The 25,912-nt window shown below is 68.4% G+C and carries 40 protein-coding genes and 1 pseudogene; 24 read left to right on the forward strand and 17 right to left on the reverse strand.

The window, feature by feature from the left end; genetic code table 11:
* The 10 genes from BKE41_RS06840 to BKE41_RS32395 form a co-directional block, all read right to left on the reverse strand.
* Positions 1-552: a GcrA family cell cycle regulator gene (locus BKE41_RS06840; RefSeq protein ID WP_070998833.1), complete on the reverse strand. Its 552-nt coding sequence runs from the start codon at positions 550-552 to the stop codon at positions 1-3.
* On the reverse strand, positions 552-1,682 hold the full coding sequence (locus BKE41_RS30045; RefSeq protein WP_083374299.1) for a DUF1376 domain-containing protein: 1,131 nt from the start codon (positions 1,680-1,682) through the stop codon (positions 552-554). The genes BKE41_RS06840 and BKE41_RS30045 overlap by 1 nt, the downstream gene beginning before the upstream one ends.
* The gene (locus tag BKE41_RS06850) at positions 1,682-3,133 is read right to left on the reverse strand and encodes a DnaB-like helicase C-terminal domain-containing protein (RefSeq protein WP_070998835.1); all 1,452 of its coding nucleotides are present in this window, start codon (positions 3,131-3,133) and stop codon (positions 1,682-1,684) included. The genes BKE41_RS30045 and BKE41_RS06850 overlap by 1 nt, the downstream gene beginning before the upstream one ends.
* Positions 3,130-3,366 (reverse strand): hypothetical protein, encoded by a 237-nt coding sequence (locus BKE41_RS06855; RefSeq protein WP_070998837.1) that lies wholly within the window; start codon positions 3,364-3,366, stop codon positions 3,130-3,132. The genes BKE41_RS06850 and BKE41_RS06855 overlap by 4 nt, the downstream gene beginning before the upstream one ends.
* Positions 3,367-3,370: 4 nt before the next feature.
* A complete protein-coding gene (locus BKE41_RS06860) occupies positions 3,371-4,072 on the reverse strand; it encodes a hypothetical protein (RefSeq protein ID WP_070998839.1) in 702 nt (233 codons plus the stop codon).
* Positions 4,069-4,626 carry a hypothetical protein gene (locus tag BKE41_RS06865; RefSeq protein WP_070998841.1) on the reverse strand — a complete coding sequence of 186 codons (558 nt, stop codon included), beginning with the start codon at positions 4,624-4,626 and terminating at the stop codon, positions 4,069-4,071. Before BKE41_RS06865 ends, BKE41_RS06860 begins: the two co-directional genes overlap by 4 nt.
* A gap of 10 nt (positions 4,627-4,636) precedes the next feature.
* Entirely contained in the window at positions 4,637-5,104 is a 468-nt protein-coding gene (locus tag BKE41_RS06870; RefSeq protein ID WP_070998843.1) for a DUF2312 domain-containing protein, read from the reverse strand.
* A 45-nt stretch (positions 5,105-5,149) separates the two neighbouring features.
* The gene (locus BKE41_RS06875; RefSeq protein ID WP_070998845.1) at positions 5,150-5,494 is read right to left on the reverse strand and encodes a hypothetical protein; all 345 of its coding nucleotides are present in this window, start codon (positions 5,492-5,494) and stop codon (positions 5,150-5,152) included.
* Positions 5,491-5,910: a hypothetical protein gene (locus BKE41_RS30050; RefSeq protein ID WP_107645295.1), complete on the reverse strand. Its 420-nt coding sequence runs from the start codon at positions 5,908-5,910 to the stop codon at positions 5,491-5,493. The genes BKE41_RS06875 and BKE41_RS30050 overlap by 4 nt, the downstream gene beginning before the upstream one ends.
* Positions 5,911-6,249: 339 nt before the next feature.
* A complete protein-coding gene (locus BKE41_RS32395; RefSeq protein WP_280944503.1) occupies positions 6,250-6,381 on the reverse strand; it encodes a hypothetical protein in 132 nt (43 codons plus the stop codon).
* A 99-nt stretch (positions 6,382-6,480) separates the two neighbouring features.
* Here BKE41_RS32395 and BKE41_RS31065 point away from each other — a divergent pair, with 99 nt between their 5' ends.
* The 14 genes from BKE41_RS31065 to BKE41_RS06945 all read left to right on the forward strand — a co-directional run bounded on the left by BKE41_RS31065 (position 6,481) and on the right by BKE41_RS06945 (position 13,783).
* On the forward strand, positions 6,481-6,759 hold the full coding sequence (locus BKE41_RS31065; protein WP_159392720.1) for a hypothetical protein: 279 nt from the start codon (positions 6,481-6,483) through the stop codon (positions 6,757-6,759).
* 318 nt (positions 6,760-7,077) lie between these two features.
* Positions 7,078-7,938, forward strand: a complete 861-nt coding sequence (locus BKE41_RS06890; RefSeq protein ID WP_159392721.1) for a S24 family peptidase — start codon at positions 7,078-7,080, stop codon at positions 7,936-7,938.
* 577 nt (positions 7,939-8,515) lie between these two features.
* The gene (locus BKE41_RS31070) at positions 8,516-8,677 is read left to right on the forward strand and encodes a hypothetical protein (protein WP_159392722.1); all 162 of its coding nucleotides are present in this window, start codon (positions 8,516-8,518) and stop codon (positions 8,675-8,677) included.
* A complete protein-coding gene (locus tag BKE41_RS06895) occupies positions 8,677-8,961 on the forward strand; it encodes an acyl carrier protein (protein WP_070998851.1) in 285 nt (94 codons plus the stop codon). The genes BKE41_RS31070 and BKE41_RS06895 overlap by 1 nt, the downstream gene beginning before the upstream one ends.
* 1 nt (position 8,962) lies before the next feature.
* A complete protein-coding gene (locus BKE41_RS06900; protein ID WP_070998853.1) occupies positions 8,963-9,298 on the forward strand; it encodes a YdaS family helix-turn-helix protein in 336 nt (111 codons plus the stop codon).
* Positions 9,298-9,534 (forward strand): hypothetical protein, encoded by a 237-nt coding sequence (locus BKE41_RS06905; protein ID WP_070998855.1) that lies wholly within the window; start codon positions 9,298-9,300, stop codon positions 9,532-9,534. The genes BKE41_RS06900 and BKE41_RS06905 overlap by 1 nt, the downstream gene beginning before the upstream one ends.
* Positions 9,534-9,914, forward strand: a complete 381-nt coding sequence (locus BKE41_RS06910; protein ID WP_070998856.1) for a hypothetical protein — start codon at positions 9,534-9,536, stop codon at positions 9,912-9,914. The genes BKE41_RS06905 and BKE41_RS06910 overlap by 1 nt, the downstream gene beginning before the upstream one ends.
* The gene (locus tag BKE41_RS06915) at positions 9,911-10,234 is read left to right on the forward strand and encodes a hypothetical protein (RefSeq protein ID WP_070998858.1); all 324 of its coding nucleotides are present in this window, start codon (positions 9,911-9,913) and stop codon (positions 10,232-10,234) included. Before BKE41_RS06910 ends, BKE41_RS06915 begins: the two co-directional genes overlap by 4 nt.
* Positions 10,231-11,205 (forward strand): PD-(D/E)XK nuclease family protein, encoded by a 975-nt coding sequence (locus BKE41_RS06920; RefSeq protein WP_070998860.1) that lies wholly within the window; start codon positions 10,231-10,233, stop codon positions 11,203-11,205. The genes BKE41_RS06915 and BKE41_RS06920 overlap by 4 nt, the downstream gene beginning before the upstream one ends.
* Positions 11,202-12,296, forward strand: a complete 1,095-nt coding sequence (locus tag BKE41_RS06925) for an AAA family ATPase (protein WP_070998862.1) — start codon at positions 11,202-11,204, stop codon at positions 12,294-12,296. Before BKE41_RS06920 ends, BKE41_RS06925 begins: the two co-directional genes overlap by 4 nt.
* 2 nt (positions 12,297-12,298) lie before the next feature.
* The gene (locus BKE41_RS06930; protein ID WP_070998864.1) at positions 12,299-12,769 is read left to right on the forward strand and encodes a hypothetical protein; all 471 of its coding nucleotides are present in this window, start codon (positions 12,299-12,301) and stop codon (positions 12,767-12,769) included.
* Complete coding sequence (locus tag BKE41_RS06935; protein WP_070998865.1) at positions 12,769-13,092, forward strand: hypothetical protein; 324 nt, start codon at positions 12,769-12,771, stop codon at positions 13,090-13,092. Before BKE41_RS06930 ends, BKE41_RS06935 begins: the two co-directional genes overlap by 1 nt.
* Positions 13,089-13,466 (forward strand): SLOG family protein, encoded by a 378-nt coding sequence (locus BKE41_RS06940; RefSeq protein ID WP_070998867.1) that lies wholly within the window; start codon positions 13,089-13,091, stop codon positions 13,464-13,466. Before BKE41_RS06935 ends, BKE41_RS06940 begins: the two co-directional genes overlap by 4 nt.
* Entirely contained in the window at positions 13,463-13,783 is a 321-nt protein-coding gene (locus BKE41_RS06945) for a hypothetical protein (protein ID WP_070998869.1), read from the forward strand. The genes BKE41_RS06940 and BKE41_RS06945 overlap by 4 nt, the downstream gene beginning before the upstream one ends.
* Before the next feature lie 35 nt (positions 13,784-13,818).
* On the opposite strand, the gene BKE41_RS31075 is transcribed toward BKE41_RS06945, so the two are convergent.
* On the reverse strand, positions 13,819-14,661 hold the full coding sequence (locus BKE41_RS31075) for a hypothetical protein (protein ID WP_159392723.1): 843 nt from the start codon (positions 14,659-14,661) through the stop codon (positions 13,819-13,821).
* A gap of 146 nt (positions 14,662-14,807) precedes the next feature.
* Here BKE41_RS31075 and BKE41_RS06950 point away from each other — a divergent pair, with 146 nt between their 5' ends.
* Positions 14,808-16,073 (forward strand): phosphoadenosine phosphosulfate reductase family protein, encoded by a 1,266-nt coding sequence (locus BKE41_RS06950; RefSeq protein ID WP_070998871.1) that lies wholly within the window; start codon positions 14,808-14,810, stop codon positions 16,071-16,073.
* 5 nt (positions 16,074-16,078) lie between these two features.
* Here the strand turns inward: BKE41_RS06950 and BKE41_RS06955 are convergent, their stop codons facing one another.
* Positions 16,079-16,318: a hypothetical protein gene (locus BKE41_RS06955; RefSeq protein WP_159392724.1), complete on the reverse strand. Its 240-nt coding sequence runs from the start codon at positions 16,316-16,318 to the stop codon at positions 16,079-16,081.
* Between the two features lie 97 nt (positions 16,319-16,415).
* Between BKE41_RS06955 and BKE41_RS31080 the strand changes: the two genes are divergently transcribed.
* Both BKE41_RS31080 and BKE41_RS06960 read left to right on the forward strand, forming a co-directional pair.
* Positions 16,416-16,733 carry a hypothetical protein gene (locus tag BKE41_RS31080; protein WP_159392725.1) on the forward strand — a complete coding sequence of 106 codons (318 nt, stop codon included), beginning with the start codon at positions 16,416-16,418 and terminating at the stop codon, positions 16,731-16,733.
* 131 nt (positions 16,734-16,864) lie between these two features.
* Positions 16,865-17,269: a hypothetical protein gene (locus BKE41_RS06960; RefSeq protein WP_070998875.1), complete on the forward strand. Its 405-nt coding sequence runs from the start codon at positions 16,865-16,867 to the stop codon at positions 17,267-17,269.
* Between the two features lie 62 nt (positions 17,270-17,331).
* Here the strand turns inward: BKE41_RS06960 and BKE41_RS06965 are convergent, their stop codons facing one another.
* Positions 17,332-17,598: a hypothetical protein gene (locus tag BKE41_RS06965; RefSeq protein ID WP_159392726.1), complete on the reverse strand. Its 267-nt coding sequence runs from the start codon at positions 17,596-17,598 to the stop codon at positions 17,332-17,334.
* Positions 17,599-17,895: 297 nt separating this feature from the next.
* On the opposite strand from BKE41_RS06965, the gene BKE41_RS30055 reads away from it, so the two are divergent.
* Positions 17,896-18,099, forward strand: coding sequence for a helix-turn-helix domain-containing protein (locus tag BKE41_RS30055; protein WP_245295965.1), 204 nt, complete (start codon positions 17,896-17,898; stop codon positions 18,097-18,099).
* Here BKE41_RS30055 and BKE41_RS06970 read toward each other — a convergent pair.
* Positions 18,021-19,247: a site-specific integrase gene (locus BKE41_RS06970; RefSeq protein ID WP_070998879.1), complete on the reverse strand. Its 1,227-nt coding sequence runs from the start codon at positions 19,245-19,247 to the stop codon at positions 18,021-18,023. The genes BKE41_RS30055 and BKE41_RS06970 overlap by 79 nt on opposite strands.
* 152 nt (positions 19,248-19,399) lie before the next feature.
* Between BKE41_RS06970 and BKE41_RS30060 the strand changes: the two are divergent.
* The 4 genes and pseudogenes from BKE41_RS30060 to BKE41_RS06985 form a co-directional block, all read left to right on the forward strand.
* A pseudogene (locus tag BKE41_RS30060) lies at positions 19,400-19,659 on the forward strand (IS5/IS1182 family transposase); the annotation flags it as partial.
* A gap of 335 nt (positions 19,660-19,994) precedes the next feature.
* Positions 19,995-20,894, forward strand: coding sequence for a transposase (locus tag BKE41_RS06975; protein WP_245295910.1), 900 nt, complete (start codon positions 19,995-19,997; stop codon positions 20,892-20,894).
* Positions 20,895-21,427: 533 nt separating this feature from the next.
* Positions 21,428-21,610: a hypothetical protein gene (locus BKE41_RS06980; RefSeq protein WP_024830700.1), complete on the forward strand. Its 183-nt coding sequence runs from the start codon at positions 21,428-21,430 to the stop codon at positions 21,608-21,610.
* A gap of 398 nt (positions 21,611-22,008) precedes the next feature.
* Positions 22,009-22,374 carry a cytochrome c family protein gene (locus BKE41_RS06985; protein WP_012318169.1) on the forward strand — a complete coding sequence of 122 codons (366 nt, stop codon included), beginning with the start codon at positions 22,009-22,011 and terminating at the stop codon, positions 22,372-22,374.
* A 258-nt stretch (positions 22,375-22,632) separates the two neighbouring features.
* Here BKE41_RS06985 and BKE41_RS06990 read toward each other — a convergent pair whose 3' ends face one another.
* From BKE41_RS06990 to BKE41_RS06995, 3 genes are all read right to left on the reverse strand, one after another.
* Entirely contained in the window at positions 22,633-22,986 is a 354-nt protein-coding gene (locus tag BKE41_RS06990) for a hypothetical protein (RefSeq protein ID WP_234741492.1), read from the reverse strand.
* Positions 22,987-23,123: 137 nt separating this feature from the next.
* Positions 23,124-23,258 carry a hypothetical protein gene (locus BKE41_RS32400; protein ID WP_020096204.1) on the reverse strand — a complete coding sequence of 45 codons (135 nt, stop codon included), beginning with the start codon at positions 23,256-23,258 and terminating at the stop codon, positions 23,124-23,126.
* 69 nt (positions 23,259-23,327) lie between these two features.
* Entirely contained in the window at positions 23,328-23,609 is a 282-nt protein-coding gene (locus BKE41_RS06995; protein WP_012318172.1) for a hypothetical protein, read from the reverse strand.
* Between the two features lie 208 nt (positions 23,610-23,817).
* On the opposite strand from BKE41_RS06995, the gene BKE41_RS07000 reads away from it, so the two are divergent.
* Together BKE41_RS07000 and BKE41_RS07005 are read left to right on the forward strand one after the other, a co-directional pair.
* Positions 23,818-25,089, forward strand: coding sequence for a nucleotide sugar dehydrogenase (locus BKE41_RS07000; RefSeq protein WP_245295911.1), 1,272 nt, complete (start codon positions 23,818-23,820; stop codon positions 25,087-25,089).
* A 127-nt stretch (positions 25,090-25,216) separates the two neighbouring features.
* Positions 25,217-25,834, forward strand: a complete 618-nt coding sequence (locus BKE41_RS07005; RefSeq protein ID WP_053622730.1) for a CoA-binding protein — start codon at positions 25,217-25,219, stop codon at positions 25,832-25,834.
* Positions 25,835-25,912 lie beyond the last annotated feature (78 nt).

Genomic DNA, 25,912 nt, shown 5'->3' on the forward strand with positions numbered 1-25,912 from the left:
CTACGCTCCAGTCGCGCCCCATCCCGAGCGCGCCGGTTCGCGGTCGGGTCTCACTTGGCCGTTCGCGACATTCGCCACGCTGGCGCCGCCTGGGGTTCGGCCGGTCGCGCCGCTGACGACGTCGAGGTGCACGCGGCACCAGCTCGTCGGCTTGCCGCCGCGCCATGCGACCGGCTCGCCACAGAAGCGGTGCTGCTCAGGCCGGGCGGTGTGCGGGGTGCAGGCGAACTTGCACTGGCCGGCGGTGGTGGCGGCCATGGGCCACGTGCCAAGCGTGTAGGTCGGCGCTGGCACAGCGGCTGTGTCGCTTTTCTCGACCTCATCGGAGGGGGCAGAAGGCGACACCGTCACTGCCGCCTCAGAAGGGCGCGCCGCCTGCATCCCGGTTAGGCCGAGGCGCCGGACGCGCCCAGCGACGGCGCCGCGTGTTACCGCCTTGCCCGTGACCTCGGTCAGAGCCTGGGCGATCTGCTTGAAGCTCTGGCCGTCCTCCAGCCAGAGCCGGCGCAGCAGGACCTCGGCGGCGTCGGCGCTCGTCTGCCCGGCGACCATCACGCGGCCTCCAGCAGAAGCCGGGGCGGGATGCGGCATCCGGGCTGACCCGGCGGCGGTCCGAGCACCGATTCAGACCACGTCCCAGCGTCCTGGTGATACCGCTCCAGCCACTTCCGCAGCGTCGGTTCGGGCCAGCGGCCGGAGGCGCCGAGGTCGACGAGGTCCTCGGCCGGTGTCGGGGCCTCCGGCACGGCGGCGAGGCCCTGAGCGACCCGGCCTTGGCGCTGCACGGCGATGCGCTCGGCGACGGTGTCCGCCAGCAGCGACCACGTCCGAATCGGCACCCGGCGGGCCGCGGCGAGGTCGAGGAGCGCCGGGATGATCTCGGCCTCGAGATCGACGCCCGAGGCGATCAGCCGAGCCATCGGGCTGACGACGAGGTCCTGCACCCAGTCCCGGGGCAGCACCTCGCGGCACCGACGCTCGACCCGGTCGAAGTTCGCTCGGCTGTTCCACGACGGCAGCGCGGCAGCGGCGGCGGGCGCGACGGGTACAGGTTCACAGGCGGCCGCCGGTATATCTTCTTCTTCTCTTCCTTTCCCTTCTACTTCTATTGGTGAACGTAACGGTCCGCGTAACGTCGACGCCACGGTTTCGTGACGTTGCTCGTGACGTACTTCGTTACGTTGATCGTTACGTGCATCGTCACGACCAACGTTACGTGGGGCCGTTTCGTTGATTCCATTCGGTTTTTTGCCCCCGGACGGAGGTGTCTGGTCCGGGTCAGTCTTCGACTGACGGGCCTTGGTCGCCGCAGCGGTTCGCTCGCGCCTGGAATCCTTCGCTTGCGCGGCGCGGATGACGTCCTCGCACAAAACTCGGTGGTAGTACCGATTATCCGAGCACAGGATGAAGCCCCGGAGCGCCATCGCGCGGACCTTCTTCCAGCGCGATCCGGTCCCAGAAAAGGCCGCCAAGAGACGGTCATCGTTGGGCAGCGATCCCGCCGGCCGCTGTCGCCATGCGTGGCCCCAGAGCGCCACCGCAGCCTTGAACTCGTCGCCCGTGGACAGCGCCCAGAGCTCGGAGTGAAACAGCTTGTCGGTGTGCAGGAGGAAGCCGTTGATCCCGTCGACGTCGATGTCGGCGGGCACCAGCGGCGCCGGGAGGTCGGTGCGGTCTGTCATCAGAAGCCCCCTCGGGCGGTCTGGGCGATGGCGGAGTGGGCCACGTCGCACCAGAGGTTCAGGGTGGACGGCGGTCCGGATCGGTTCTTGCCGAGGATCAGCTCGAGGCGGTGCTGGACCTCAGTGAAGCGGTCGGCGAGCTCGGGCGTCGCCTTGGCCTTCAGCTTGCGCTCGACGTAGACGGCCTCGCGGTAGAGCAGCAGGACCGCGTCGGCGTCCTGCTCCAGTTCGCCGGAATCGCGCAGGTCGGCCGGGGTCGGGCGCCGATCCTCGCGCTCCTGCTTCTCGACGCCCCGGTTCAGCTGGGCGAGCAGGACGATGCAGATGTCCTCGGCCTTCGCGAGCTGCTTCAGCGAGCCGGAGATCTCGCCGATCTCAAGGACGCGCTGGCTCTGGTAGCGGTCCGAGACCTTGATGAATTTCAGGTAGTCGATGAACACGACTCCGAGGCGCACGCCCTGCTTGGCGAGCCGCCGCTTCTCGGCCTTCACCCCGAAGGCGATCTGGGGCACCGAGACGCCAGGCTCGCATTCGAGCCGCAGATGGAGCTTCTCGAAGCTCTGCGCGGCCTGCTCGATGCGCCAGGCCTCCTCGTCGTCGAGGCCGACGCCGGCCATGATCTTGCCGAAGGGCAGCGGCCGGTTGTGGACGTAGGAGAGGTCCGAGAGGTAGCGGGCGATCTGCTGATCCCGGGTCACCTCGCACTGGTAGACGAGGACGCCGGCCGTCTTCGCTGCAAGCCGGGACAGCGTCGTCATCGCGACCGTCTTGCCCATGCCCGGACGTCCGGCGAGCAGCCAGAGCTGTCCTCGCTGGAAGCCGCCATTCGTGACGCGGTCGAGCTCGTGAAGCCCCGTCGAGATCGCGGTCGATTCCATCATGCCGGTCCTCAGCTGAGTGATGCGGTCGAGCATCCAGCGCATGGCCTCGGGCGCGGACTGGCCGGCGAGGTGCGCCTGCGGGACGACGGCCCGGACATCGAGCAGCGCCTGCTCAGTCTCGTCGATGATGGTTTGCGCCCCGCCCGGGCCGGCCGTGCGCACCGTCTCGGTGAGCCGCTCGGCCACCGTGAGCAGCGCCCGCTTCGAGGCCAGGTCGCGCACGATCGCCGCGTAGCCGGTGGCGTCGAGGCCCATCGTGTCGGCGGCGCAGTCCGCGAGGTAAGTCAGCGCGGGCTGGTCGCCGATCTGCGGCCGCTGGAGGTAGCCATTCACCGCGATCGGCGACGGCGGGCAGCCGGCGGCCACCAGCGCCTCGATGCAGGCGAACACCTCCTGGTGGTCTTGGAAGTGGAAGTGCTCGGGCCGCACGATCTGCGCGACGGCAGCCACGACCTCGGGCCGCATCATCAGGATGCCGAGCAGAGACCGCTCGACGTCCACGCTGTGCGGCAGCGCGGTTTGATCGACAGGCGGCCGGAAGGCCACGACGTTCTCGTTGTCCCAGCTCATGCAGCGCGCCTCCGGTGGCGGGCCGGAAGCATGTCCTCCGGCAAAATCACCGCGCCCTGGCGGAGGCGCGGCGGGATCTCGGCGCCGTCCGGGTAGAAGCCGCGGCCGTCGAGCGGCTGCTGGATGCCCGGCACGGTGTGGCAGATGAGGTCGAAGCGCTCGGCTGCGGCCAGGACCTGTTCCTGGGTCCCGCGGTAAAGCACCTGCTGCTGGTGGATGATCGCCCAGCGCATGGCGCTACTCCGCTGCTGCGAGGTCGAGGAGGGGCGCGGCCGTCTGCACGGCAAAGCGCGCGCGATCGGTCGGCTTGATCAAGCGCTGCCTGCAGCCAGGAGGGATCCAGAACACTGCCTGCGGGGCGCGCCCGCGCACCCACACGAACCAAGCGTAGGACGTGGCCGTGCCGGCATCCGGATCCCATCGCCCCTTCGTCATCGGAACGCGCTCGACGAAGGGCGCAATCAGCGTCGGCGGACGATCTCGGAACAGGGTCTCGTAGCGCTCGACGCCCTCGACCCAGACCGTGCGCAGCAGCATCGCGACCACCGGGGCCAGCGTCAGCGCGCGCAGTGTAAAGGCGGTGGCCGGGCGGAACGGCGGGTTGGTAATGATGAACTCAGGCGCCATCCCGTCTTCGGGGGACCCGATCGCCGTGCCCTCGTCGAGGAAGTCCTCGACGCGGTAGCCGCGGCCATAGTCGAAGATGTCGGAGCCCCAGCCGCCCCCGCCGAAATACTCCAGCAGCACTTCGAACATGTGGCCCTCGCCACAGGCCGGGTCCCAGCAGGCGCACGTCGATATGGCGCGCTGCAGGTCGAGGTGCGGCAGCACGTGCTCGCACAGCGCGCGGGTGGCCCAGGGCGGCGTCGGGAAGAAGTCGAGGCTGTCCGGCGGCTCGCGCCGCGACGCCATGACGGCGGTGTGGCCGGCTGGGATCATGCCGCCCTCCGCTTCAGCACGCGCGGATCGACGACCGGCGCCGCATTCGGCGCCCAGAGGTTGCAGCCGTACCACCAGAGGGCGCCGGCATCGGCCGCGTCCAGGCTCGGCGGATTCCAGCCGAGCGCCCGACATACGCGGCGCGCCTCTCGCTTGGCGGCCTCGCCCGGCATCTGGCCGTTCCCCAAGAACTGCGCGCGGACGGTCGAGACGTGGACCCGGTGCACCATCACGCCCCGGGCCCGGGCGAAGCCGGTGATGCAGGCCCATAGGCCCTTGGTCACCAGCTCGGAATTGGCGTTCTTCGCGCCGGCCTTGCCAACGAAGATCGGCGCCTCGACGATGATGCGGAAATCGCCGTCCTCGACAGCCTGGCGCTCGAGGTAGAGGCGGTCCGCGATCCAGCCGACCGCTCGGCTCCACGTGTCCTCCCAGTCGTCACCCTCGCGACGAAGCTCGGCGTCGTAGAGGCGCGGCACTGCGCCGGGACGGCCCTCGCCCACGCCGGTGTTGCTGGCGAGGTCGAGGGACAGGATGATGCCGGAATAGGCCACAGGCGCCCGCTCAGTTCAGCTTGCTGAGACCGGCGAGCTTCTCGGCACCGTTTCCGGTCGAGACCGCATCGAGGGCGGCGTCGCGTTGCTTCCGGGTCTGGCGACTGCCCTTGCTGTCGGCGGCCTCCTCGGCGCCGGACAGCGCCGCACTGCCCAGCGGCGTGTCAGCCAGATCACCGAGCGAATGCCGGATCTGGTCGAAGCTCTCGCGGTCGATCAGGTCGAGATCGTCGCGCATTGCCACGAGCTTCCGCTCGGTCGCGCGCGCCTTGATGACGGTCCGGAGCGCCTTCTTCGGGATGTGCCAAGCGTCCTTGGCCTCCTGGTAGACGTCGCCGATGTCCTCGTTGATCACGGCGCATTCCGCCATGTAGGTCATGTGCAGCGACTGCTTCTTCGCAGCGAGCGCCTCGATGCGGTCGACGCACTCCTTCGTGCGCTTCGGGTCGAATCCGTTGCCGTGCTGTGCCGCTGCCATGATCACCTCCAGGTCGCGCGGGCGCGCCCCGCGTGGGCGGGCCTTTCAGCCGGGGAAGAGGGGATTGCGGAGACGGACCTCGTCCGCGATGCAGCCAGCGGCCGCGCGCGCGACGGGCGTGCACTCCTGCTCGAACAGCTCGGCGCGGCAATGCGAGACGTCGCCGTCGAGCGAGACCAGCAGCCAGTCGCCCGTCACCGGTGTGACGTCGCGGCAGAAGCCGTCCGGCACATGCACGTGCGCGACCTCGCCGTCGGCCAGCACCGTGACGCGCCGATGGGTGGCGATCTCGTCGGCCGCGCAGATCCGAAAGGCGGTGACCGGCCGGCTGATGACGTGCGTGGGGGCGAGCAGGTCATCGGTGCTGATGGTGCGCAGTGCCTCGCTCATGGCCGGCGCTCGACGCTGATCAGTCGCTGCCGGTCCTCGTCCACCAGCGAAGGAGACGTTCCCTCTGAACGTCCAGACAGAGCACGAGCCGCGCGCACAGAAGCGCGATCAGCCCCGAGGAGCGGTTCGGCGGCGATCGCGGCATCTTCGAGTTTCCCCCGCTGGCGTTCGATTTCGGCTGCGTAGGCGTTGGCTATCGCCGTGTAGACGTCGGCCCAGATCCGCTTGGGCGCCCGGTAACGCAGCGACCAGAGCGTGCCGTACTCGACGCCATGGCGCCGAGAGAGCCGCCGCATCGCGTTGTCGAGGTCACCAGGGCCACGGCTCTCCCAGCGAAGCAGATCGCTAAGGCGCTCTTTTGATTGGACAACTTCAGCAGTCGCCATTTGCGTATCTCGCAAAAGCTTCTTGCACATCTGCAATCCGACCTATGGTGTCTTGAGGACACCCGAGGAGGCAGACATGAACAGGCAGGAGGATGCGGGACGCCAAACTCTGATCCGCATTTACAGGCGCGCGCACGTCTTCGACTTGGCGGAAGAGCGACGTGTGCGAGCAAAGGGCGACCCCGCGGGGGTTGCTGCGAACAGCGAGACCGCGGGGCGCTCGAGCCGCGCCGGGTCCGACGGCGTGGCGAGCTGAAAGGTCGCCGGGGCTTTCTCGGCCCGTGCCCAGCAAACGGGTTCCGCTCAGGGCGAGTCCACGGACGCCCTGGTCGAGATCGGACGCGCAGGAGCGCGAAGAGAGACGGGCGCTCACACGAGCACCCAGACAAGGCCGCAGCCGATCGCCGTGCCGACCAACGGCACAAAGCCGCGACACCAGAGGAGCGCGGCCAGACCGACGGCGACAGAGGCGACCAATGGGGCGGTGAGGAGCGCCGTCATGCGCCTTCCTCGGAAAGGGCGACGCCACGGCCCCGCGAGGGGGCGACGAGAGCCGGGCGCGCTACATCGGAGGTGCGAACCGGACCGATGGAGCGGTGAATGAGTGAGAAAGACGCGATCGACGTTCTCGCCGAGCAGATGAAAGACCTGTCGATACGAGTAGAGGTACTGCACGCCACCCTAGGCACAGCAATTTCATTTCTCGACGCGAGGCAACGCGACATGATCATCGCTGTAATTTCCCGGCGGCAGCCTTTGTCTCCGGAGTCCGATCCGCGCGGTATAGCTGCGAGGAGCCTCCACGACTTAATTGGGTATCTTGCGATGGAGAGGATAAGTTCGAAGCCTTCGACTCCAGCCGCGCGAAATGATGATTAAAGCGGTCCTGTGCTGACCGCTTCCGATCTGCCTCGCGCTCGGATCTGCCGATCCGCGCGTCGATCCGCCGGTCCAGCCAGCGAGACGGCGCGCGGAGGATGGCCAGGAGGGCGCGCATCAGGCGGCCTCGGTCTCGGCTGGCGCCGGCCGAGGCACATCCGCCGGCCAAATCGCGGCCTCCGGCCAATTATCGGAGAGCCAACGAAAGGCCGCCGCGAGATGTCGCGACCCCACATCGCCGCCGTTGCGCACCAGCCTGAGCCGCTTCCCGTCGTTAAACAGGAGCGTCGACACGCGCGAGTCGGAGAGCCCTCTTGCTTGGCAGAAGGCGTCGACGACAGTCAGCAGGTGGTCGGCCGTGAGCATGACGCAAAACATGCGGGAGATAGCCCGCATATGTCAAGGGTCACTTCCCGCTCTCTCGCCCGTCACCTCGCGGGTATCTTCCCGCGCATGCCGAGAGACATTCGCGAGCGGATCCAGGAGCGCCTGGAAGAGACCGGCAAGTCAAAGCGGGCCGCGAGCCTGGACGGCGGACTTGGCGCCGACGCCATTCGCGACCTGATGCGCCGTCCTGACGATTCGCCGACGCTAGAGACTGTCACGAAGCTGGCGGACGGCCTCCAGACCACTCCGGCATGGCTCGCGTTCGAGGCTGGCCCGAAGACGCTGGGCGGACAACGCGGATCGTCGCTTGTGAATGCGAACCGATCCTTCACGCTGGCCAAGGTCGACGGCCCGGTCGCAGCGGGGATGTTCCTCGCAAAGCCGGCCTTCGACGACGACCTTGGCGAGGTAATCTCGGCGCCCCGTGATCCTGAGTACCCATTTGCCCGCCAAATCGCTTACCGCGTCGAGGGCGATTCGATGGATAGGGCGCAGCCCCGCCCGATCCGACACGGCGACTTCATCATCTGCGCCGCCTGGGAGGATCTCGACCTCGAGGAGCGCGACGGCCAAATCGTCGTCGTTCAGCAAACCCTCGCAAGCGAGCAGCTCCGCGAACGATCCGTGAAAGCGCTCAAGCTGTACAACGATCGCCGTGAGTTTATCCCGATGTCATCCAATCCGGAGCATCGAAGCATCGTCGTTCCCCGCAATTACGCCCCGGAAGACGGGCGCGAAGTCAAAATTATCGCGCTCGTTCGGTACGTTTTCGACAACCAGCCTATTCGATAGACTTCGGATCGTCGCCGGGCTGTCGGAGATATACGACGCCAAGGATCAGCGCCCCTCCCCATCCACATGAGGGGCACGTCGGGTCCATCCGGTCGACAGCCCCCGACTCATAGAAGTCGTGCCCCGTGGCCGGGTCATTCGGTTCGTCGACCATCGAGACGATCTGCGACCGCTCGCGATCGCACTCGCTACAGCGTAGCCGAACGCTGAAGCAGCGCTCCTGCAGGATGGGCCGAGCCGCTGCAGCGGAATGGCTGGTTGGCGGGAACATGAGCGTCATTCGCTTCCTCCGTTGCCGGTGTTCTCATTACGTTCGCAACCTCGGAGCGAGTCAACGACGTGCGGGAATATTCCCGGGTTCTGTGGATAGATGTGTACTGATACCGGTAACATATTGTTTTGAATGGATAATTTCAGACGATACGTTTCGGCCGGGGATCGACGAGATGGCCATAGTGCTGGATCGAGCGTGAGGCGGCGAGCAGAAATAAGGGACATAGCCCGCATAATGACTTGACGCGGGCAATCTCCCGCACTTACCTTGGACTCATCGCCATCGCCGCGATGGAGCGCCGCCTTGCTCGACACCGTCGTCCACTACCTCACCCATTGCTCCTGCTTCGAGTTGATCGTCCTTGATCTGCTCGCCGCCATCACGATCGGCCTTGCGCCGTTCGCCGTGCATCAGGTCGCCGATCACGCGCTTGCCGCCCGCCGCGCGTCGCAGGGCATCCGCTGATGGCCGGCGCGCCCGCTCCCAGCGGCACGCTCGAGGATCGCGTCCGCATCATCCTCTTCGACGTCCTCGCCACCGAGCCGGAGCGGCAGGTGGATGCGGCCTACCTCGTCCAAGACCTCGGCGCGGACAGCCTCGACGCCGTGGAGTTCGGGTTCGAGCTTGAGGAGGCTTTCGAGCTCGGCATGGACGAGCTCGACCTCACATCCGCGCTCACTGTCGGCGACGTCATCGCTGCCGTTCGTCGTGTCGTTGACGCGCGGGCTGTGCCCGCGGAGGCCGCCTGACATGGCCGCCCGCCCTCGCTTCGCCAGCACCGCCCAGGCCATGCGCGCCGCGTCCTCGGTGCGCCGCGCCCTGGCCGCAGCCGGTGGGGCTCCTCGCCTCGGGCATAGCCTCGGCATGCACGCCGTCTCGGTCGCGCAATGGACGTTCTGCCCGACGCAGCACGTCGAGGCGGTCGAGGCTGCATCGGGCGTGTCCCGGCACGATCTGCGACCGGACCTCTACCCTCGCGTCGGCAAGGCTCGCGATCTGAGTCCCGAGCAGGCCGTCGCCGCGCATCTCGCGGCCGGCGATCACTTCGCCCGCACTGGCCGGTGCCTCTCGTCGGAGTCGCGCTGATGGCCGCGCACCTGCACGATCCGAGGATCGCGGTCGACGGGCTGATCCAGCGCGCCGCGCGGGAGCCGTGGGAGCTGAGGCGGTGCGTCCTGCGCCGCTTCGGCAACGCCGACACGCTGACGATCCGAGACGAGGTTCGGATCGCTCTGGGCGACGACACCATCACCGAGGCCGCGGTCGACCGCATCCTGTCCGCGCACCGTGAGGCGCAGCGGCTTTTTCGAGGAGCCGCCTGATGTCGGCTGCTCAGGACATCCCCCGCGAGGAGCGCCTCCGCACCACCACAGGCCTGCGCGGCACGCCCGCGCTGCCCCTGTCCGCCTGGCGCGGCGCCTCGGGGCGCCGGTACGTCGTCGGCGTGCACGACGCCCGGCATGTCGACGTCGACGAGATGGCCGAGGCCGTCGCGATTGGCGTGTCCCGCGACAGCAACGGCATCGCTCAGATGCAGGGCGTCGCCGTCGGGCTGGGCCACGGCGCCGGCGATCAGTGGCTCGGCGAGATGCGGCGGAAGGGCTGCACCGAGATCCACGTCCACCGTCTCGCGGAGAACGCCTCCGCGCGCCGCGAGATCGAAGACGACCTGAACCCGAGCAAGAAGGGGGGCCGCCGATGAGCGCCGCCACGCGCCTCACGCGTGTCGACGGCGTCACGCCCGAGCGCGCGGCGCAGCAGCTCTACGCCGCGGGGCACCGGACGCTCTCGGCCGGGATGCCCGACCGTCAGCTCTCCGTCCTGATTACGCGGGCATTTCGCGGCACGGACGTCCGATACGGCGACGGGCTGAACAGCTCCGCGGCCATGCAGGCGGTCCGCTACCACCTGCAGCGCATCTGCGCCGCCGCGATCGCTGCGCCCTACGACCCCGAGCACATCGAAGCCGTGAATGCCGAGACCGCGCACTTCGCCCGGCAGGCCGGCGGGAGGCGCCAGTGAAGATCGTCCCTCACCTCGCCGGCTTCGTGCCGGGGCCGGGTCTCTATCGGATGCCGGCGGACACTTACCACGCCGACTGCGCGCCAGAGCCCTCGCTGTCATCGTCGATCGCGAAGGTGCTTCTGGAGCAGAGCCCCGAACACGCGGCTCTGGCGCACCCGCGCTTGCGGGCCGAGAAGCCGGATGAGCGCGAGGCCACCCGGCCGCAGGAGATCGGCACCGTCGCGCACAAGCTCATCCTCGGCCAGGGCGCCGAGATCGTGGCGATCAACTTCGACGACTACAAGAAGGCCGACGCCAAGGCTGCGCGCGCCGCCGCCTACGCGGGAGGGCGGGCCCCGATCCTGATGCCCGACCTCGTGACGGCCGAGCGGATCGCCGACCGGGTGCTCGCCCGGTTGCCGCAGATTCCGGGCTGCGAGGGGTTCAGGTCGGCACCGGCCGAGGTCGTGGCCGTCGTGCAGGACCGCTCCGGCGCTTGGCTGCGGACCATGATGGATCGCGTCGAGCTTCACCCAACGCACGCGATCATCTGGGACGTGAAGACGTCGAGCCAAGCGGCGGCGCCGCAGGGACTAGGCCGGCGCCTCGAGCAGATGAGCATGGAGGTCCAGGCCGCGCTCTACGTGCGCGTGCTGGCCACCCTGCTGCCGCACGTCGCCGGGCGGATCCGCTTTCGCTGGATCTTCGTGGAATCCGAGGAGCCGAACGGCCTCTGCGTGGCCGAGGCGGACGGCGTCGCCATGGAGGTCGGCGCCCGGAAGGTCGCGGCCGCGCTCCACCTGTGGAACCGCTGCCGGGCCGCCGACGACTGGCCAGGCTACCCCGCCGAGATTGTGCGCGTCGACTACCCGGAGTGGGCCGAGCGCCGCTGGACCGAGCGCGAGTCCCTCGATCCGCAGCTCGCCCCCGTCTCCTACGACGTCGCGCAGAGCCCCTTCCGTCCCCTCGACATGGGAGACGCCGCGTGAGCTTCACCTTCGCACCTGCCGTCCGCGACCGCGTCGGCCTCGTCATCGGCCTCGCCGGGCCGTCGGGATCCGGCAAGACGCTGTCCGCCCTTAAGATCGCCCGCGGCCTTGCCGGTGGCGACGACAGCCGGATCGCTTTCATCGACACCGAGGGTGGTCGCGGCAAGCACTACGCCCCGGCGCCCGGCGAGGCGCCCGGGCCCGCCCGGTTCGGCTTCCGGCACGGCGACCTGCGCGCCCCGTTCACGCCCGAGGCGTACATCGCTGCGATCGACGCCGCGGACAGCGCCGGCTTCGAGGTGATCGTCATCGACTCGTTCTCGCATTCCTGGGACGGGCCCGGCGGCCTTCAGGATCAGCACGCGGACGCGGTCGACCGGGCCGTCGCGGAGGCCAAGGCCAAGGCGGACGAGAAGGGCTGGCGGTTCGACGAGTTCGCCGCAAGGGACAAGGCGTCGGTCGGCGCGTGGCGGGTGAAGACGCCCTACCGTCGCGTCGTCTCGCGCCTGCTCCAGTGCCGCGCGCACCTCGTGATCTGCATGCGCGCCGACGAGAAGCTCCGCATGGAGACCGTCGAGGAGGAAGGCCGCTACGGGAAGACCTACCGCAAGACGGTCATCACGCAGGCGAAGGATCTGCCCGACGCCGAGCGGTGGGTGCCGATCGTCGAGAAGCGGTTCCCCTACGAGCTGACGACGTCGTTCGTGCTGACGCCGGCCCGCCCGGGCTACCCGGTGCCGATCAAGCTCCAGGAGCAACACCGCGCAGCCGTGCCGCTCGATCGCCCGCTGTCCGAGGAGACCGGCGCAGGACTGGCGGCCTGGGCCCGGGGCGGCGCCGCGCCGGCAGAGCCCGGCACCAAGTCTGCCTCGCAGCAGTCGCGCGGCGGCCGGGACAAGCTCTTCGCCGACGCCCGGGACGCGGCGCGCCAAGGAACGGCGGCGCTCGAGGCCTTCAAGGCGGACCTGCCGGACCGCGCCATTCGAGCCCTCGATAGCATCGCCGCCGAGCTCGACCGCCTCGCCTCCAACGCGAACGCGGCCGACGACGGCTTCCCGGGCGACACGCCGGCCAGCGAGAGGGCTGCCTGATCATGACCCGTACCCCGCAGCAAGCAGCCGCCGAAGCCATCTTCGACGCTTACGAGGCCCGCGGCAGCCTTACCGACGCCGAGCGAGCGATGAAGCCCGCAGAGCTCGCAGCGTCCCGCGCCATCGCCGCAATGGAAGCGGCGGCGCGCGCAGAGGAATCCGCCGATGGCTGGTCCTGGGCCATCGTCGAGGTGATGGGCCATCGCCGTCACGTCGGGCGCGTTCGAGAGGAGGAGCGCTACGGCACGAAGATGCTCCGGGTGGACGTGCCGGTCGATGGCGATCCCGAAGCGAACGGCTGGCGCACGCACTTCTATGCGGGCTCGGCGCTGTTCGGCGAGACACCCTGCACTCGCGAGGCCGTACTAGCGGCCAACAAGCCCTATGAGCGGCCGGCCCTGCTCTCGCACCGCTTACGGGAGATCGAGGACGCGGACCTCGCGGACGACCGCGACGACGGGATGCCGTTTTGATGGCCGCCCTCGACCTCTCGACGATCGATCCGGCGCACCTCGCCCTCGCGGCCGAGACCGCGGCCCGGGTCAACCTCGCGGCCGCCGGGATCCTCGGCGCCTGCCCGGAGCGCTCGACGATGCGGGCTGCCGTCCGGAAGATTGAGCACGGCCAGGCGCTGGCGAGCCTCGCCCGGCTGATCGGCTTCGTGGCCGAGCACTACGAGACCCTGCTGCCGGTGTTCCTGGCGCTCCAAGAGGGCTCGGTCATAGCCGTCGAGGAAGCCGCGCCGACGCGCGCCAGCAGGGACGAGCGGCCCGCGCTCGCCGTGGTGGCGCGATGAGGATCCTCGTCTGCGGAGGCCGCGACCTCAACCCGGCGCTGGTGTGGAACTGGCTTGAGTCGAACGCGACCGAGGAGTGCGCCGACGTGCTCGGCCGCGCCCAGCATGTCCAGATCGAGCACATCATCCAGGGCGGTGCGCCCGGCGCTGATGCGGGCGCCGAGCAGTGGGCCCGGGCCAGCGGCATCCCGGTGACGTGCTTCCGCGCGGACTGGCAGCAGTACGGCCGGCAGGCCGGGCCGCTTCGGAACACCCAGATGATCGCCGAGGGCCGGCCCGACGCGGTGATCGCGTTCCCGGGCGGCGCGGGCACGGCCGACATGGTGCGCAAGGCGCGCGCGGCCGGGCTGCCGGTAGTGGAGGCGCGGATATGAAGACGCTCACTCCGCGCCAGATCACGGTGCTGGCGACGATTCGCGAGGCGGGCGTGTGCCGGATCGCGGTCCGCAAGACGCAGCGCCGCCCAGGCTCGCACGGCCAATTCCGTATGGCGCGGCCGCAGCTTAGCGACGAGCCGACATCCTATCGCGCCGAATGCGGCGGCCGACGCCTGCCGATCCGGACTGTCGTGGCGCTGCTGTGCCGCGGCGAGCTCGTCCCGCTGCGCCGCGGCTGGAGCCTGTGCGTTCGGCTCCGCGCGCGAGATGCGAGCGCCTCCGCCCCCGCGAGCGGCGAGGGAGCGGCGGCATGATGATTGGTATCCAGGCCGATCGAGTCGCGAAATTTTTAGGTCGCCAGCACCTGTTTTTCGAGCGTCCTCACCTGCGTCCAAGCAGAACGCAGATCCATCACCAAAAGCTTTCTCAGTTCCCTATTCGATTTGCTCCAGGCAATTCTTGTCATCACTATCTCACGACGAGATGTCTGGATTTCCTTTGGCGACATTCTGGTCTCGCCACTTCCCTCATCGATCTGGTCCAGACCGGAACGAAATGCGAGGTCGAAATTTTGAAGGGCGACCTCAAGATCGATAGTCGCTTCAATAAATTCGAGCCGAGCTTCAGAGGTTGCAGAAAAGATCGGATGCCGAGCCTCGATCGCTCGATATTCCAGCAGACCTTCATCTATAGCTCTGAGCGATGCTTGTATGAGGTCGCCGACCATTTGACCTACGTCTTCGGGGTGCGCCTCGTCATAAATCTCAATCAATTCACGGACTTTACTTGCATAGCTTTGCAGCCGGTGAAGGAAATCTATTTCATCCTCAAGAGCTTTCGCCAGATCTATCATCGGCTGCCTTGCCGATGCAGATGTTTGACGAAGCATCTGCTTCAGTTGCCCGCGTGCGGGAATAACTGCGATTATCGCCGCGCCGAGCGCGATAATCGAGCCGATGAAAGCTTGATATCGGTTGACCCAAAACTCGAAGCAATTCGGCCGGAGCATTCCGCGGCCATCAGGTTTTGGAACAATAAGCTTCAGCTGCTCGTCAGTGAGCAGATTGTCCGGAACGGGACACATCTGGCCCGGGAGAAGCAACTGGCCCGCAAAGACAGCGAGGCCGATCAGGCACAGAAGCGCGATCGTGCGCCAGACATGATCGGCCCGAACCGGCTCAGCGGTGTCCATGAGTGCCTCCGGCTGCCTCATGGCGTGTGTAGGCATCGGACCGCAAGGCCCGGCTTCTACCCGGGCCTCGCATTGGATTCACAAGCCGCTGCGAGCCAGCGTCCCGCCGATCATAGTCCCATCCTCGCAGATCTGAGAGCGGCGGCATGAACGCGCCCGGACCGATCCTCCGCGGCTCGAAGCAGCACGACCTGTTCGCGCTGACGGCAGAGCGCTTGGTCTACGATGACGCGGTCGAGATGACCCTCGCCTCGCTCCAGGCCTACGGCCCGCTGCACGAGCACTGGGCCATGGCGTGGTCCGGCGGGAAGGACTCGACCGCGACGCTGACCCTGATCGTCCACTTGATCGAGGCCGGCCGGCTCGCGCCGCCGAAGACGCTGACCGTCTACTATGCCGACACCCGCCAGGAGCTGACGCCGCTCGCGATCGCAGCGGCCGACGTCATGGCGCGGCTCGCCCGCTTCCCGTGGATCCGGCTGCGCGTCGTCACCGCGCCGCTCGACCGGCGCTTCCTCGTCTACATCCTCGGCCGGGGCGTGCCGCCGCCCAACAACAACACGCTCCGCTGGTGCACCCGGCAGATCAAGATCGACCCGATGGCGGCCGCGATCGAGGCCGACCTCGCCGGCCTGCCCGAGACCGACACCGTCCTGACGATCACCGGCGTCCGCCAGGGCGAGAGCGCGATCCGCGACAAGCGGATCGAGATGAGCTGCTCGAAGGACGGCGCCGAGTGTGGGCAGGGCTGGTATCAGCAGGTCCTGCCCGACATGAAGGGAGTCCGCGGCCGCCTCGCGACCCTCGCGCCGATCCTGCACTGGCGCGTCTGCAACGTCTGGGACTGGCTGCGGGTCTACGCGCCGATGCGGGCCTATGGCGGCTGGGCGACGGCGATGCTGGCCGACGCTTACGGTGGAGACGAGGCCGAGGAGGCGAACGCACGCACCGGCTGCGTCGGCTGCCCCTTGGCTGCCCGGGACAAGGCGCTGGAGGCGGTCGTCGCCCTGCCGGCGTGGTCGTACCTTGCCCCGCTGCTCGGCCTGCGCCCGATCTACCGCGAGCTGCGGCTCGCCCGGAACCGGCTGCGCCAGCCCGGCGGCGAGACCCGCAAGGACGGGACGCTGGTGCCGAACCAGCAGCGCATGGGCCCGATCACGCTGCCGGCGCGCCTCAACGCGCTCGACCGGATCCTGGCCATCCAGGCAGCCTGCAACGCCGAGGCTGACCGGCTCGGCCGGCCGCACGTCGACCTGCTCAACGCCGAGGAGGATGCGCGCATCCGCGAGCTGATCGCCGCCGGCACCTGGCCGCAGCGGTGGACCGGCAATGAGCCAACCGCGGACGTCCCGCTCGATGCCGTCTTCTCGGACGGCTCTGTGCAGCCGCTGCTCATCGGAGATGAGACATGACGGACTCAGTCGGGCTGCACGTCGTATTCGCGCCAGTACTGCTCGTTGAGCGTGATCGCGCGCTGCAGGATCTGCCGCATATCTCCATCATTCTCGATGTATCCGACGCCAACAACCGGATGGCCGCTCTCCGTCAAGCCAAACTCAAGCGTGACATCTTCAACGTACCTGCCGTTCGGCAAGGTCTTGATCTGCTCGAGGAGCATCGACTCGATCTCGGCCTGGGTCTTGGTTTCGCGGGTCATCAACCACCTCTTCCTGATCCCGCCGTTCTGCACGCAACGGATTGCCGTCGCATGAACGCTGCGCTCACCCCCATCACCGAAGCCGCGGAGTAGCAGCATGGCCGAGTCCAGCACCATGACGCGCGGGGGCGGACGATCAGGCTGTCAACTCAAGCTTTGCGCCCTGAATGGTGACGTATCGATGGGCGCTTTGCTTGAGGCATCGAAACCTAACGCGTCCATCCGAATCCTGATGACTGCTCAAGACAATCAGCTCTTCGCCATCGTCAGTTCGGCGCACGCGACAGCCAGTTCGAACCAGCCAGAGATTTTTGGCGTCGATCATGTCGAGCCTCCACGATGGCGCTTCCCAACGTCGGCGCTCTTTTTATCCGGGCGCCAACAAGCCGATCTTACCAGTGAAACAGCCGCTTAAAAGCCCCCCTCGATACTGATAAATGTGAGTAGCTCGATGGCTGAGGACTTCGCCCGCAGCGGCGGAAAGAGACTGTTCACGACGAGTTCGACCGCAGCCTCCCTAACCGCGCCCGGCAGGGAGGCCTGATCGTGGTTGCCTACAGCTTCAAGAAGCAGTTCGGTCCGCCGATCCTGGCGAACACGAAGACCCAGACCATCCGCGCCGAGCGCCTCGGCCGATCGCGTCATGCCCGCCCAGGTGAGCAGGTCCAGCTCTACACCGGGATGCGGACCCGCCATTGCACGAAGCTCGGCGAGTCGCCCTGCACCGCCGTCTGGCCGATCGAGCTGCACCTGCGCGACGGCATCGTGTTCGCCAACGGCGGCTGGATCCGGACCGAGGAGGATCTCGACGCCTTCGCCCGACAGGACGGTTTCCGCGACTGGGCCGCGATGGTCGCCTTCTGGGCGGCCGAGCATCCGGGCGTCGACGTGTTCGAGGGCGTGTTGATCCGCTGGCAGCCGCTCGCGCCGATCGCCGAGGCAGCAGAATGACCGTGGCGTATTACCAGGCCTGCTGCCCGGCGTTTCGAAGCATTCTCAGGTCCCGGCCTCTATCAGGCCGCGCGCGCATCCTGCGACACCTGCAGGTCGAGCCAAAGATCGAGACCGAGCGGACCCTGCTTGCGCAGCGCAACCCGGCCGCGGCGAACCTCGCCGTCACGAACGAAGGTCAGGTGCTCCGGAATACCACCGGTAGTGATGACGCGGACGTGGGCCGTGGCCTCGGTGGACGAGAGCACCGTGCACGGCACGTCGAAGCTGCCGAGGCGGATCGTAGCCGTCGGGTGCGTGGACGCGTGGACGAAGTGCTTGTTGGCCATGCTGCGTATGTCCTCCATGCGGGAGATACCAGCGTAGGGACTCGATGCTTAACCGTCTGTTGCAGTGCAGCAACGACGGCAGCGGTTGCAGTGGCGAGATCATGACCGCCCGCATCTGCCCAACCTGTCGAACCGCGGCACGCCACATCGCGTGCGAGGCGGGAGACCGCGAGCGCATCCGGCAGCGCCGGGCGCCCAAGATGATGGTCGATTTGAATCGGGCGTGCGACGCCTGGCTGAATGACAAGGGAGTGGACAATGACAAGTCAGGCGAAGCGGCGCCGTGGCATGGTTCTCATGCCCTTGGCCTACCGAGTTGAAGATGCTGCGGCGGCGATCGGCATCAGTCGCTCGACCCTATTCGAGTACATCAAGCACGGACGGATTCCGTCGCGGAAGATCGGCGGCAGCACCGTCATCCGTCACTGCGATCTGGAAGCCTTCCTCGACGGGACGCCGTTCTCGGCCGCAACGAAGGAAGCCCAGAGTTCCATCAGCTGACGGCGCTTCTCAAGAGCGTCGCCGCGTCGGTAGGCGAGCTCGACCTCGTCACCGACCATGTGGGCGAGGGCGGCCTCCATCACCTCGCGCGGGAAATCCGTCTCATCGCCGGCCCAGTCACGGAAGCTGGACCGGAACCCGTGGGTCGTGATGCCTTCGACGCCGGCCCGAAGGTTCAGCCTCTTAAACGCCATGTCTGAAAGCATGTCGCCTCGACCGTTCGCGAAAACGAAGTCGTTGCGGTCGATCACGGCTAGGCGGGGGGCGAGCAGGTCGAGCGCTGCGCGCGACAACGGAACCCTGTGCTGCCGGCCAGCCTTCATGCGCTCCGCCGGCACTGTCCAGACAGCCGAATCCAGATCGACCTCGCTGGCCCGCATGCCGCGGACCTCGCCGGAGCGAGCGGCCGTTAGGATGATGAACTCCAGGGCCCGAGCGGAAGCGGCCACGCGGGTGCGCAGGGCTGCGACAAACGCAGGAACCTCAGCGTAGGGCAGGGCAGGGTGGTGGCCGCGGGACAGCTTGCCGGGCTTCGGTAGCGTGTGCTCCAGGTGCCCCCGCCAGCGCGCCGGATTCTCGCCCTGCCGGTGACCCTCGACCTTCGCTGCATCGAGGATGCGCTCGATCCTGCCTCGAAGCCGGATCGCTGTCTCAGGCTTCTCGCGCCAGATCGGACGCAGCACGGCCAGAACGTCAGAAGTGCTGACCTCGGAGACCGGCTTCTCTTGGAGCCCTGCGGCATAGTTCATCAAACTGGTGCGCCATTGCTGGCGGTGTTTGGCGCTGCGCCAACCGCCGTCATGCTCGTCCATGAAGGCTTCGGCCACTTTGGCGAAGGTCGGCACACTCGGTGTGGGTGCCGGATCGGGGGAGGGCGCTTCGGCCTGTCGAGCCTCAACAGGGTCCTGCCCCTGGGCCACCATCGTCCGGGCACGACTTGCTAATTCGCGGGCTTTCGCGAGGGAGATGGTGCGTAGCGACCCAAGTCCCATTTCACGGCGTCGGCCGGCCAGGCGATAGAGAAAGACCCAGCGCTTTCCGCCGTTCTGGTCGATGACGAGGTAAAGCCCATCTCCGTCGGCGTGGCGGCCCGGCTCGGCGAGCGTCTGAACCGTCCGCGCCGACATTCGGTTGATCGCTCGCGCCATCTACCCCACCATTTACCCCACCAACCCCACCAAGATCGGAACAGATCACGCCGAACCGGTTTGGACCTATGTTCCTATACCACTCGGCAAGAGGTTGATAAAGAAGGGTTTTTTCCCGACGCCATTGGACCTTTGTGGACCGGCCGGGATGGGGGTTCAGTTGACGCTCCCGCATCCATCGCAAGAAGCCGCCAGGTAAGCCGAAGGCGGGGAACGTCGCCCGCGCCAACGGTGGGAAGTCGAAGGTCCGCGCCGCTGTCGAGCACGTCTTCGCCCGTCAAAAGTGGCCGATGGGGCTCTTGTGCGCACCATCGGCTTGGCCCCAGCCGCCGCGAAGATCGGGCTAGCCAACCTCGTCTACAACATGAACCGGGCGGCCTGGCTCAACAGCTCCCGAACGAAGACGGTCTGAGGACCAGGAGCGAGGCGATCCGACCCAGATCAGGCTGGCGACGTAGGTCGCGTCAGATCCTCTAAGCTCGACTTTGGCCATTTGCGGCGCGTCGAGGATGTGAGGTGACGAAGCGGGCGTGACGGATAGGCTGGTGGCGTCCCCGCCAGGAGACACCGCGATGCTTCCCCTGCCCGCCCGCTTCGCCGTGATCATCCTGGCGTTCGCACCGCTGTTCGTCCACCGCTCGTGGCGACACGCCCAGAACCTGCTGGTCGGCGCGATCCTCACGCGGGGGCAGCGCACGATGACAAGCGTCCTGCGCATCATGGGCCGCGCGGCAGGAGCGGCGGTTCGTGAACGTCCACCGCATCTTCAACCGAGCGGCGTGGTGCCCGCGCTCCGGCAGCCGTATCTTGCTCGGGCTCCTCGTCGATGCGTTTGCGCAACGTGGCCCCCTGGTCCTGGGACTGGACGACACGATCGAGCGCCGCCGCGGCAAGCGGATCGCCGCCAAGGGCATCTACCGTGATCCGGTTCGCTCCTCCGACAGCCACTTCGTCAAGGCGAGCGGGCTGCGCTGGATGAGCCTGATGGTGCTCGCCCCGATCCCCTGGGCAGGGCGCGTCTGGGCGTTGCCGTTTCTGACCGCGCTGGTGCCGTCCGAACGCGCCTGTCGTGAACGGGACCGTCGGCACAAGCCGTTGCTCAACGTCGGCGGCCAACTCGCCCTCCAGGCCCGACGCTGGCTGCCGAGGCGCGACCTCGTGGTGGTGGGCGACAGCGACTTCTCGGCCTTGCTGTTCCTCGACGCGATGCGCCGCGCCCGCATCGCGGCGATCACCCGCCTGCGGCGGCTCGACGCAGCACTCTACGATCCCGCCCCGCCGGGCACGATTGGGCGCCCGCGGACCAAGGGCGCGCGACTGCCGACGCTCGCCGCGATCCTCGCGGCCAAGGACACGCGCTGGCACGCGGTCGTGGTGCCCGGCTGGTACGGGGCAGGCGAGCGCACGATCGAGATTGCCTCGGACACCGCGGTGTGGCGGCACGGTGGCTTGCCCGTCGTACCGATCCGTTGGGTCCTCATCCGCGATCCCGAGGCGCGCTTTCCCACCCCAGGCCCTGCTCTGCACAGATCCGACGCGCGAGCCCGCGCAGATCGTAGGGTGGTTTGTGCGGCGCTGGACCATCGAGGTCACTTTCCAGGAAGCGCATGCCCATCTCGGGGTCGAGACGCAGCGTCAGTGGTCTGACACGGCGATCGCCCGCACCACGCCCTGCCTGCTCGCTCTGTTCTCGATCGTCACGCTGCTGACCGCACGCCTCTCGGCTCGCCAACGGCGACGCGTCACGGCGACCGCGTGGTACCCCAAACCGCGCCCGACCTTCCCCGACGCTCTGGCCGCCGTGCGCTGTACGATCTGGCGCGAGCGGACTTTGGCAACATCACCGCGCCGACGCCCCCGAACAAAACTCCGCTTCCGTTTGCCAGCGCCCTGGGCCTATGCGCTCTGCTACGCCGCATAAATGGCCAAAGTCGAGCTTATATGCCACGAGCAGGTTTCTCGCATGAGCCTCGAGCGTATCGCCGAAACAGGTTTTTCCACCGGGCGGCGTCCACACCTTGCGACGAAAGACAGTGGCGCCTTGCGCTAGTGAATCGACCTCACCAATATCGATTATCGCGGGATTGGGCCGGCGCATCACATCTGCGCGCGCCGTCCCGGCGGAGGCTCAGCGGTAACCATTCGGGCGCATGGCCCTCGGAGCAAGCCGCGGAGCCGTCATGATCAACCAACGACCGACGATACCCCGCCCGCTGACGGCGGCGCCCCGCGTCCTGGAGACGACGATCCTCGCCGCGTGGGTCGCGGCGCCGGCGGCGTGGAATGCCGGCGCCGCGATGGCGCGGGCCACCGCGGTGCCGGAGCCCCGCCCGCCGGCGATCCGGCTGCCGCTCGCCGCCTAGCGTCGCGCGCCCGTCCAGGGACTCGGCAGGGCTCGCCGCGGCGGGCCCTCTCTCGTGCGCGCCGTCCTCGGCTCCCCGGGCGAGACGGATTTTCCGGCGCGGGGCGGATTATCGTGCCTCGGCGCACGTCAACATCCCGACATGCCAAACTTGGAAGAGTTCTCAGGTTCGCCGTCCCCGTCCGTGTCCCTCTGCGGGCGCGACGGGCCGTGCGCGGGCGGCGGACCGCCAACGGGCGGCGACCGGACCCGAAGGGCTGCACCGCGGCCGGCACGGTTTTCGAGATGATGTGAGACAGCGCACAATATAATCTGCGCTCAGGCTCAGATTTTTTCGCTTGCATCGCGCGTTTTTTCTGCCAAAACCGCGAAGCTTATCTTCTGGATTGGGGTTTATACATGCGTATGCTCGCAATCGGCGCAGTTCTCGCCGTCGTCCTGCCTTTCGCCGCGCAGGCCCAGGAGGCCGGTGACGCCGCCGCCGGCGAGAAGGCGTTCGCCCCCTGCAAGGCGTGCCACAACTTCCAGAAGAACGGCGTGGGCCCCGACCTGAAGGGCGTCGTCGGCCGCAAGGCGGGCACCTACGAGGGCTACAACTACTCGGCCGCCCTGAAGAACTCGGGCATCACCTGGGACGAGGCCAACCTGCACGAGTGGCTGAAGAACCCGAAGGCGAAGGTGCCCGGCAACAAGATGATCTTCCAGGGCATCGCGGACGACAAGAAGATCAACGACCTCATCGCCTACCTGAAGACCCAGTCCTAAGTCGGACAGGTCCCGGACCAAGGATACGCGCGGCCTCCCGCCGCGCACCCGCCGCGATAGACCCCGCCCGGCCCAGCCGAGCGGGGACTTTTCCGTTTACCCGAGGGCGATCGACCGAAAAGAGTCTTGATTTTTCTTCGCCGGAGCTTCCCATCCCGTAGAATGGTGTTACTCTAGGCGCAGTCGCTCGGCGTAACGCACCGGGCGTCCTCAACCTTCAGCCCCGCCGGCACCCGCCGCGCGGGGCTTTTTCGTGGCTCAGCGGCCGCTGCCGGAGGAGAGGCTCGACCCGACACTGCCGGAGAGCTGGCTCGGCGTGCCCAGCTGGGTGCCGTTCGGGTTGGTGTCCAGGCTGAGATCGGGGGACACGAGGCCGCCCGGCGCCGGGTTCGTCGACTGGGCCGGCTCGAAGGCCTGCCGGCCGCCGGCCAGCGGGATGATGACCCGCTCCTGCCGGATCGTGGTCTCGCAGAGACCCTGGCAGATCGGCACCGTCAGGTCGGTCTCCTGGCAGATCGCCTTCATCTCGCCCCGGATGCACGTGCAGCGGCAGAGCGCCGAGGCGGGGGCGGGCAGCGCCAGCAGGGCGGCGGCGAGCAGGAACAGGCGCATGGTGATCGACCTCATTGCCCGCGACAGGGCGATCGGGGCTCGGCGGGCCTCATAGCACGACGCGCCCCGGAGCCCGAGCGCGCCGGCGCTCCCGGGGGCCGCGCGTTCGGGCTCCGGGGTGTCGGAAGGCCCGTCGCTCAGCCGGCCGTGACGCGGCGGTAGCTCGCCGCGAAGGCCTCGGCGGCCTCGCGTGTCAGGTCCGTCACCACCAGTCCGGCGGTGTAGACGGTCCACCGTCCGTTCTGGTCTTCCGTGATGCAGATTTCGGCCATCGGGCGCCTCCACTCCACGCCACACCAAAGCCGAGCGAACCTGACGAGTTCCTGAACCGCGCCGGGCGATCAGGCCTCCGGCGCGCCGTCCTCCCGAGCAACGTCCTCCCGGAGGATGCGGACGGGCCGGAAGGCGCGCGCGGACACGGCGGCCTCGACCCAGGCGCGGGCCGCCGCGGCCGCGGGGTGATCGGCGAAGGCGGCGGGGCGCGGCGGCCATTCCGACCCGGACTGGACGACGTAGCCGCGGGTGCCCGCGGCGCAGGGACCGACGTAGCCGAAGACCTTTCCGGTCCCATCGACGAGGTCGGTGCAGTGGACCGGCCCCTCGGTCCAGCGGAGATCAGGCATCGTCACGCCCCATGGTCTCGCCCCGTAAGCGGTCCGGGGCCGCGCACCGCGCGGGCCGAGGCGAGTCGACGCCGGCGCGGACCGCCCCTATACGCGCCCGGCGGCCGGATCGTCATCGGCGCCCTCCGAGCCCGCAGAGGGATCCGGCGTGGCTGACGGAGCGGCAGACGGCTCAGGGGAAGGCCCGGCGGACCGCTCGGCGGACAGCGTGGCGATCGTCGGCCTGGGCTATGTCGGGCTCCCGCTCGCCCTGGCGTTCGGCCGGAGGCGGGCCACGATCGGCTACGAGCGCGCCGCCGACAAGGTGGCGGCCTACCGGGCCGGGCACGACCCGGCCGGGGAGATCGACGCGGAGGCGTTCCGGGCCGCCGCGCACCTCGCGATCACCGACGACCCGACCGCGCTGGGCGCGGCGGACGTGATCGTCGTCACGGTCCCGACCCCGGTGGACGCGGCCCAGTGCCCCGATTTCGACCTGCTGATCCGGGCCTCGGACCTCGTCGGCCGGCACATGCGGCCGGGCGCGACCGTGGTGTTCGAATCCACGGTCTATCCCGGGGCCACCGAGGAGGTCTGCATCCCGGTCCTGGAGCGCGCCTCGGGCCTGCGCTGGAAGACGGATTTCTTCGTCGGCTACTCGCCCGAGCGGATCAACCCGGGCGACCGGGAGCACAGCCTCGCCCGGGTGGTGAAGATCGTCGCCGGCGACACCCCCGAGACCCTGGAGCGGCTCAAGGCCCTCTACGGGTCGATCATCGAGGCGGGGCTCCACGCCGCCTCGTCCATCCGGGTCGCCGAGGCCGCCAAGGTCATCGAGAACACCCAGCGCGACCTGAACATCGCGCTCATGAACGAGCTGTCGCTGATCTTCGACAAGCTCGACCTCGACACCCAGGAGGTCCTCGCGGCGGCGGGGACCAAGTGGAACTTCCTGCCGTTCCGCCCCGGGCTGGTCGGCGGCCACTGCATCGGCGTCGACCCGTACTACCTGACCCACAAGGCCGCGATGATCGGCTACCACCCGCAGGTGATCCTGGCCGGGCGGCGGATCAACGACAGCATGGCGGCCCACGTCGCCCGCAGCACGGTGAAGCGGATCGTCCGGCGCGGCGGGACCGGGCGGGCGCGGGTCATCGTCCTCGGCCTGACCTTCAAGGAGAACTGCGCCGACCTGCGCAACTCGAAGGTCGCCGACCTCGTGCGGGAGCTGGAGGAATTCGGCTGCGCCGTGTCGGTCCACGATCCCCGCGCCGGCGCGGCGGAGGCCCGGGCCGAGTACGGCATCGCCCTCGTCGATTGGGCCGACTTGCCCACCGAGGCCGACGCGGCCGTGATCGCGGTCCCGCACCGCGACTACGCCCAACTCGGCCCGGAGGCGATCGCCGCCCGGGTGAAGCCCGGCGGCCTGATCGTGGACGTGAAGGCACTCTTCGAGAAGGCGCCGTTCGCGCGGCTGGGCTACGAGGTCTGGCGGCTGTGACGGTGGCTGTGACGGCGGCCGCGCCGGGGCCGCGACAGCGGCGCGACGCGCGGCCAGAAACGCGGCACAGAACGCGGCGAGAAGCGCGACACGACCCGCGATCATCCGGACGACGAGGGAAGACGCCATGGACGAGACGGGCCACGAGAACCGGCCACCCGCGCCCAGCGACGCGGCAGCGCTCGCGGAGCGGCACGCCCGCTACCCCGACGCGCAGATCCGCACGATCCTGAACGGCACGCGCACGATCGCGCTGGTGGGCGCCTCGGCGAATCCGGCGCGCCCGAGCTGGATCGTCCTGAAATACCTGCTCGACCGGGGCTACGCGGTGACGCCGGTCAATCCCGGCCTCGCCGGCCAGGACCTGCTCGGGCGCCGGGTGGCCGCCTCCCTCGCCGAGGTCCAGGCCGGGCTGGGCGACCAGCCGATCGACATGGTCGAGATCTTCCGCAACTCCGCCGCCGCCGGGCCGCTGGTCGACGAGGCGCTGGCGCTGACGCCGCCGCCGAAGATGATCTGGATGCAGCTCGGCGTGCGCGACGACGCGGCCGCCGCCCGGGCCGAGGCGCGCGGACTGACGGTGATCATGAACCGCTGCCCCAAGATCGAGTACGGCCGGCTCTCCGGCGAGATCGGCTGGACCGGCGTGAACTCCCGGATCCTCAGCGCCCGGAAGCCGGTGCTGGCGGCCAGGGGCGTCCAGAAGCTGACCATCGCGGAGCGGGGCCGGCGCTCCGACGGCTAGCGGTACTCTGGTACCTCATCCGCCAACACGCTGAATAAAATAGCTTTTCCGGGATCTTGAACTTCCCTGTTGACCCAG

The sequence above is a fragment of the Methylobacterium sp. C1 genome (assembly GCF_001854385.1).
Lineage (GTDB): Bacteria > Pseudomonadota > Alphaproteobacteria > Rhizobiales > Beijerinckiaceae > Methylobacterium > Methylobacterium radiotolerans.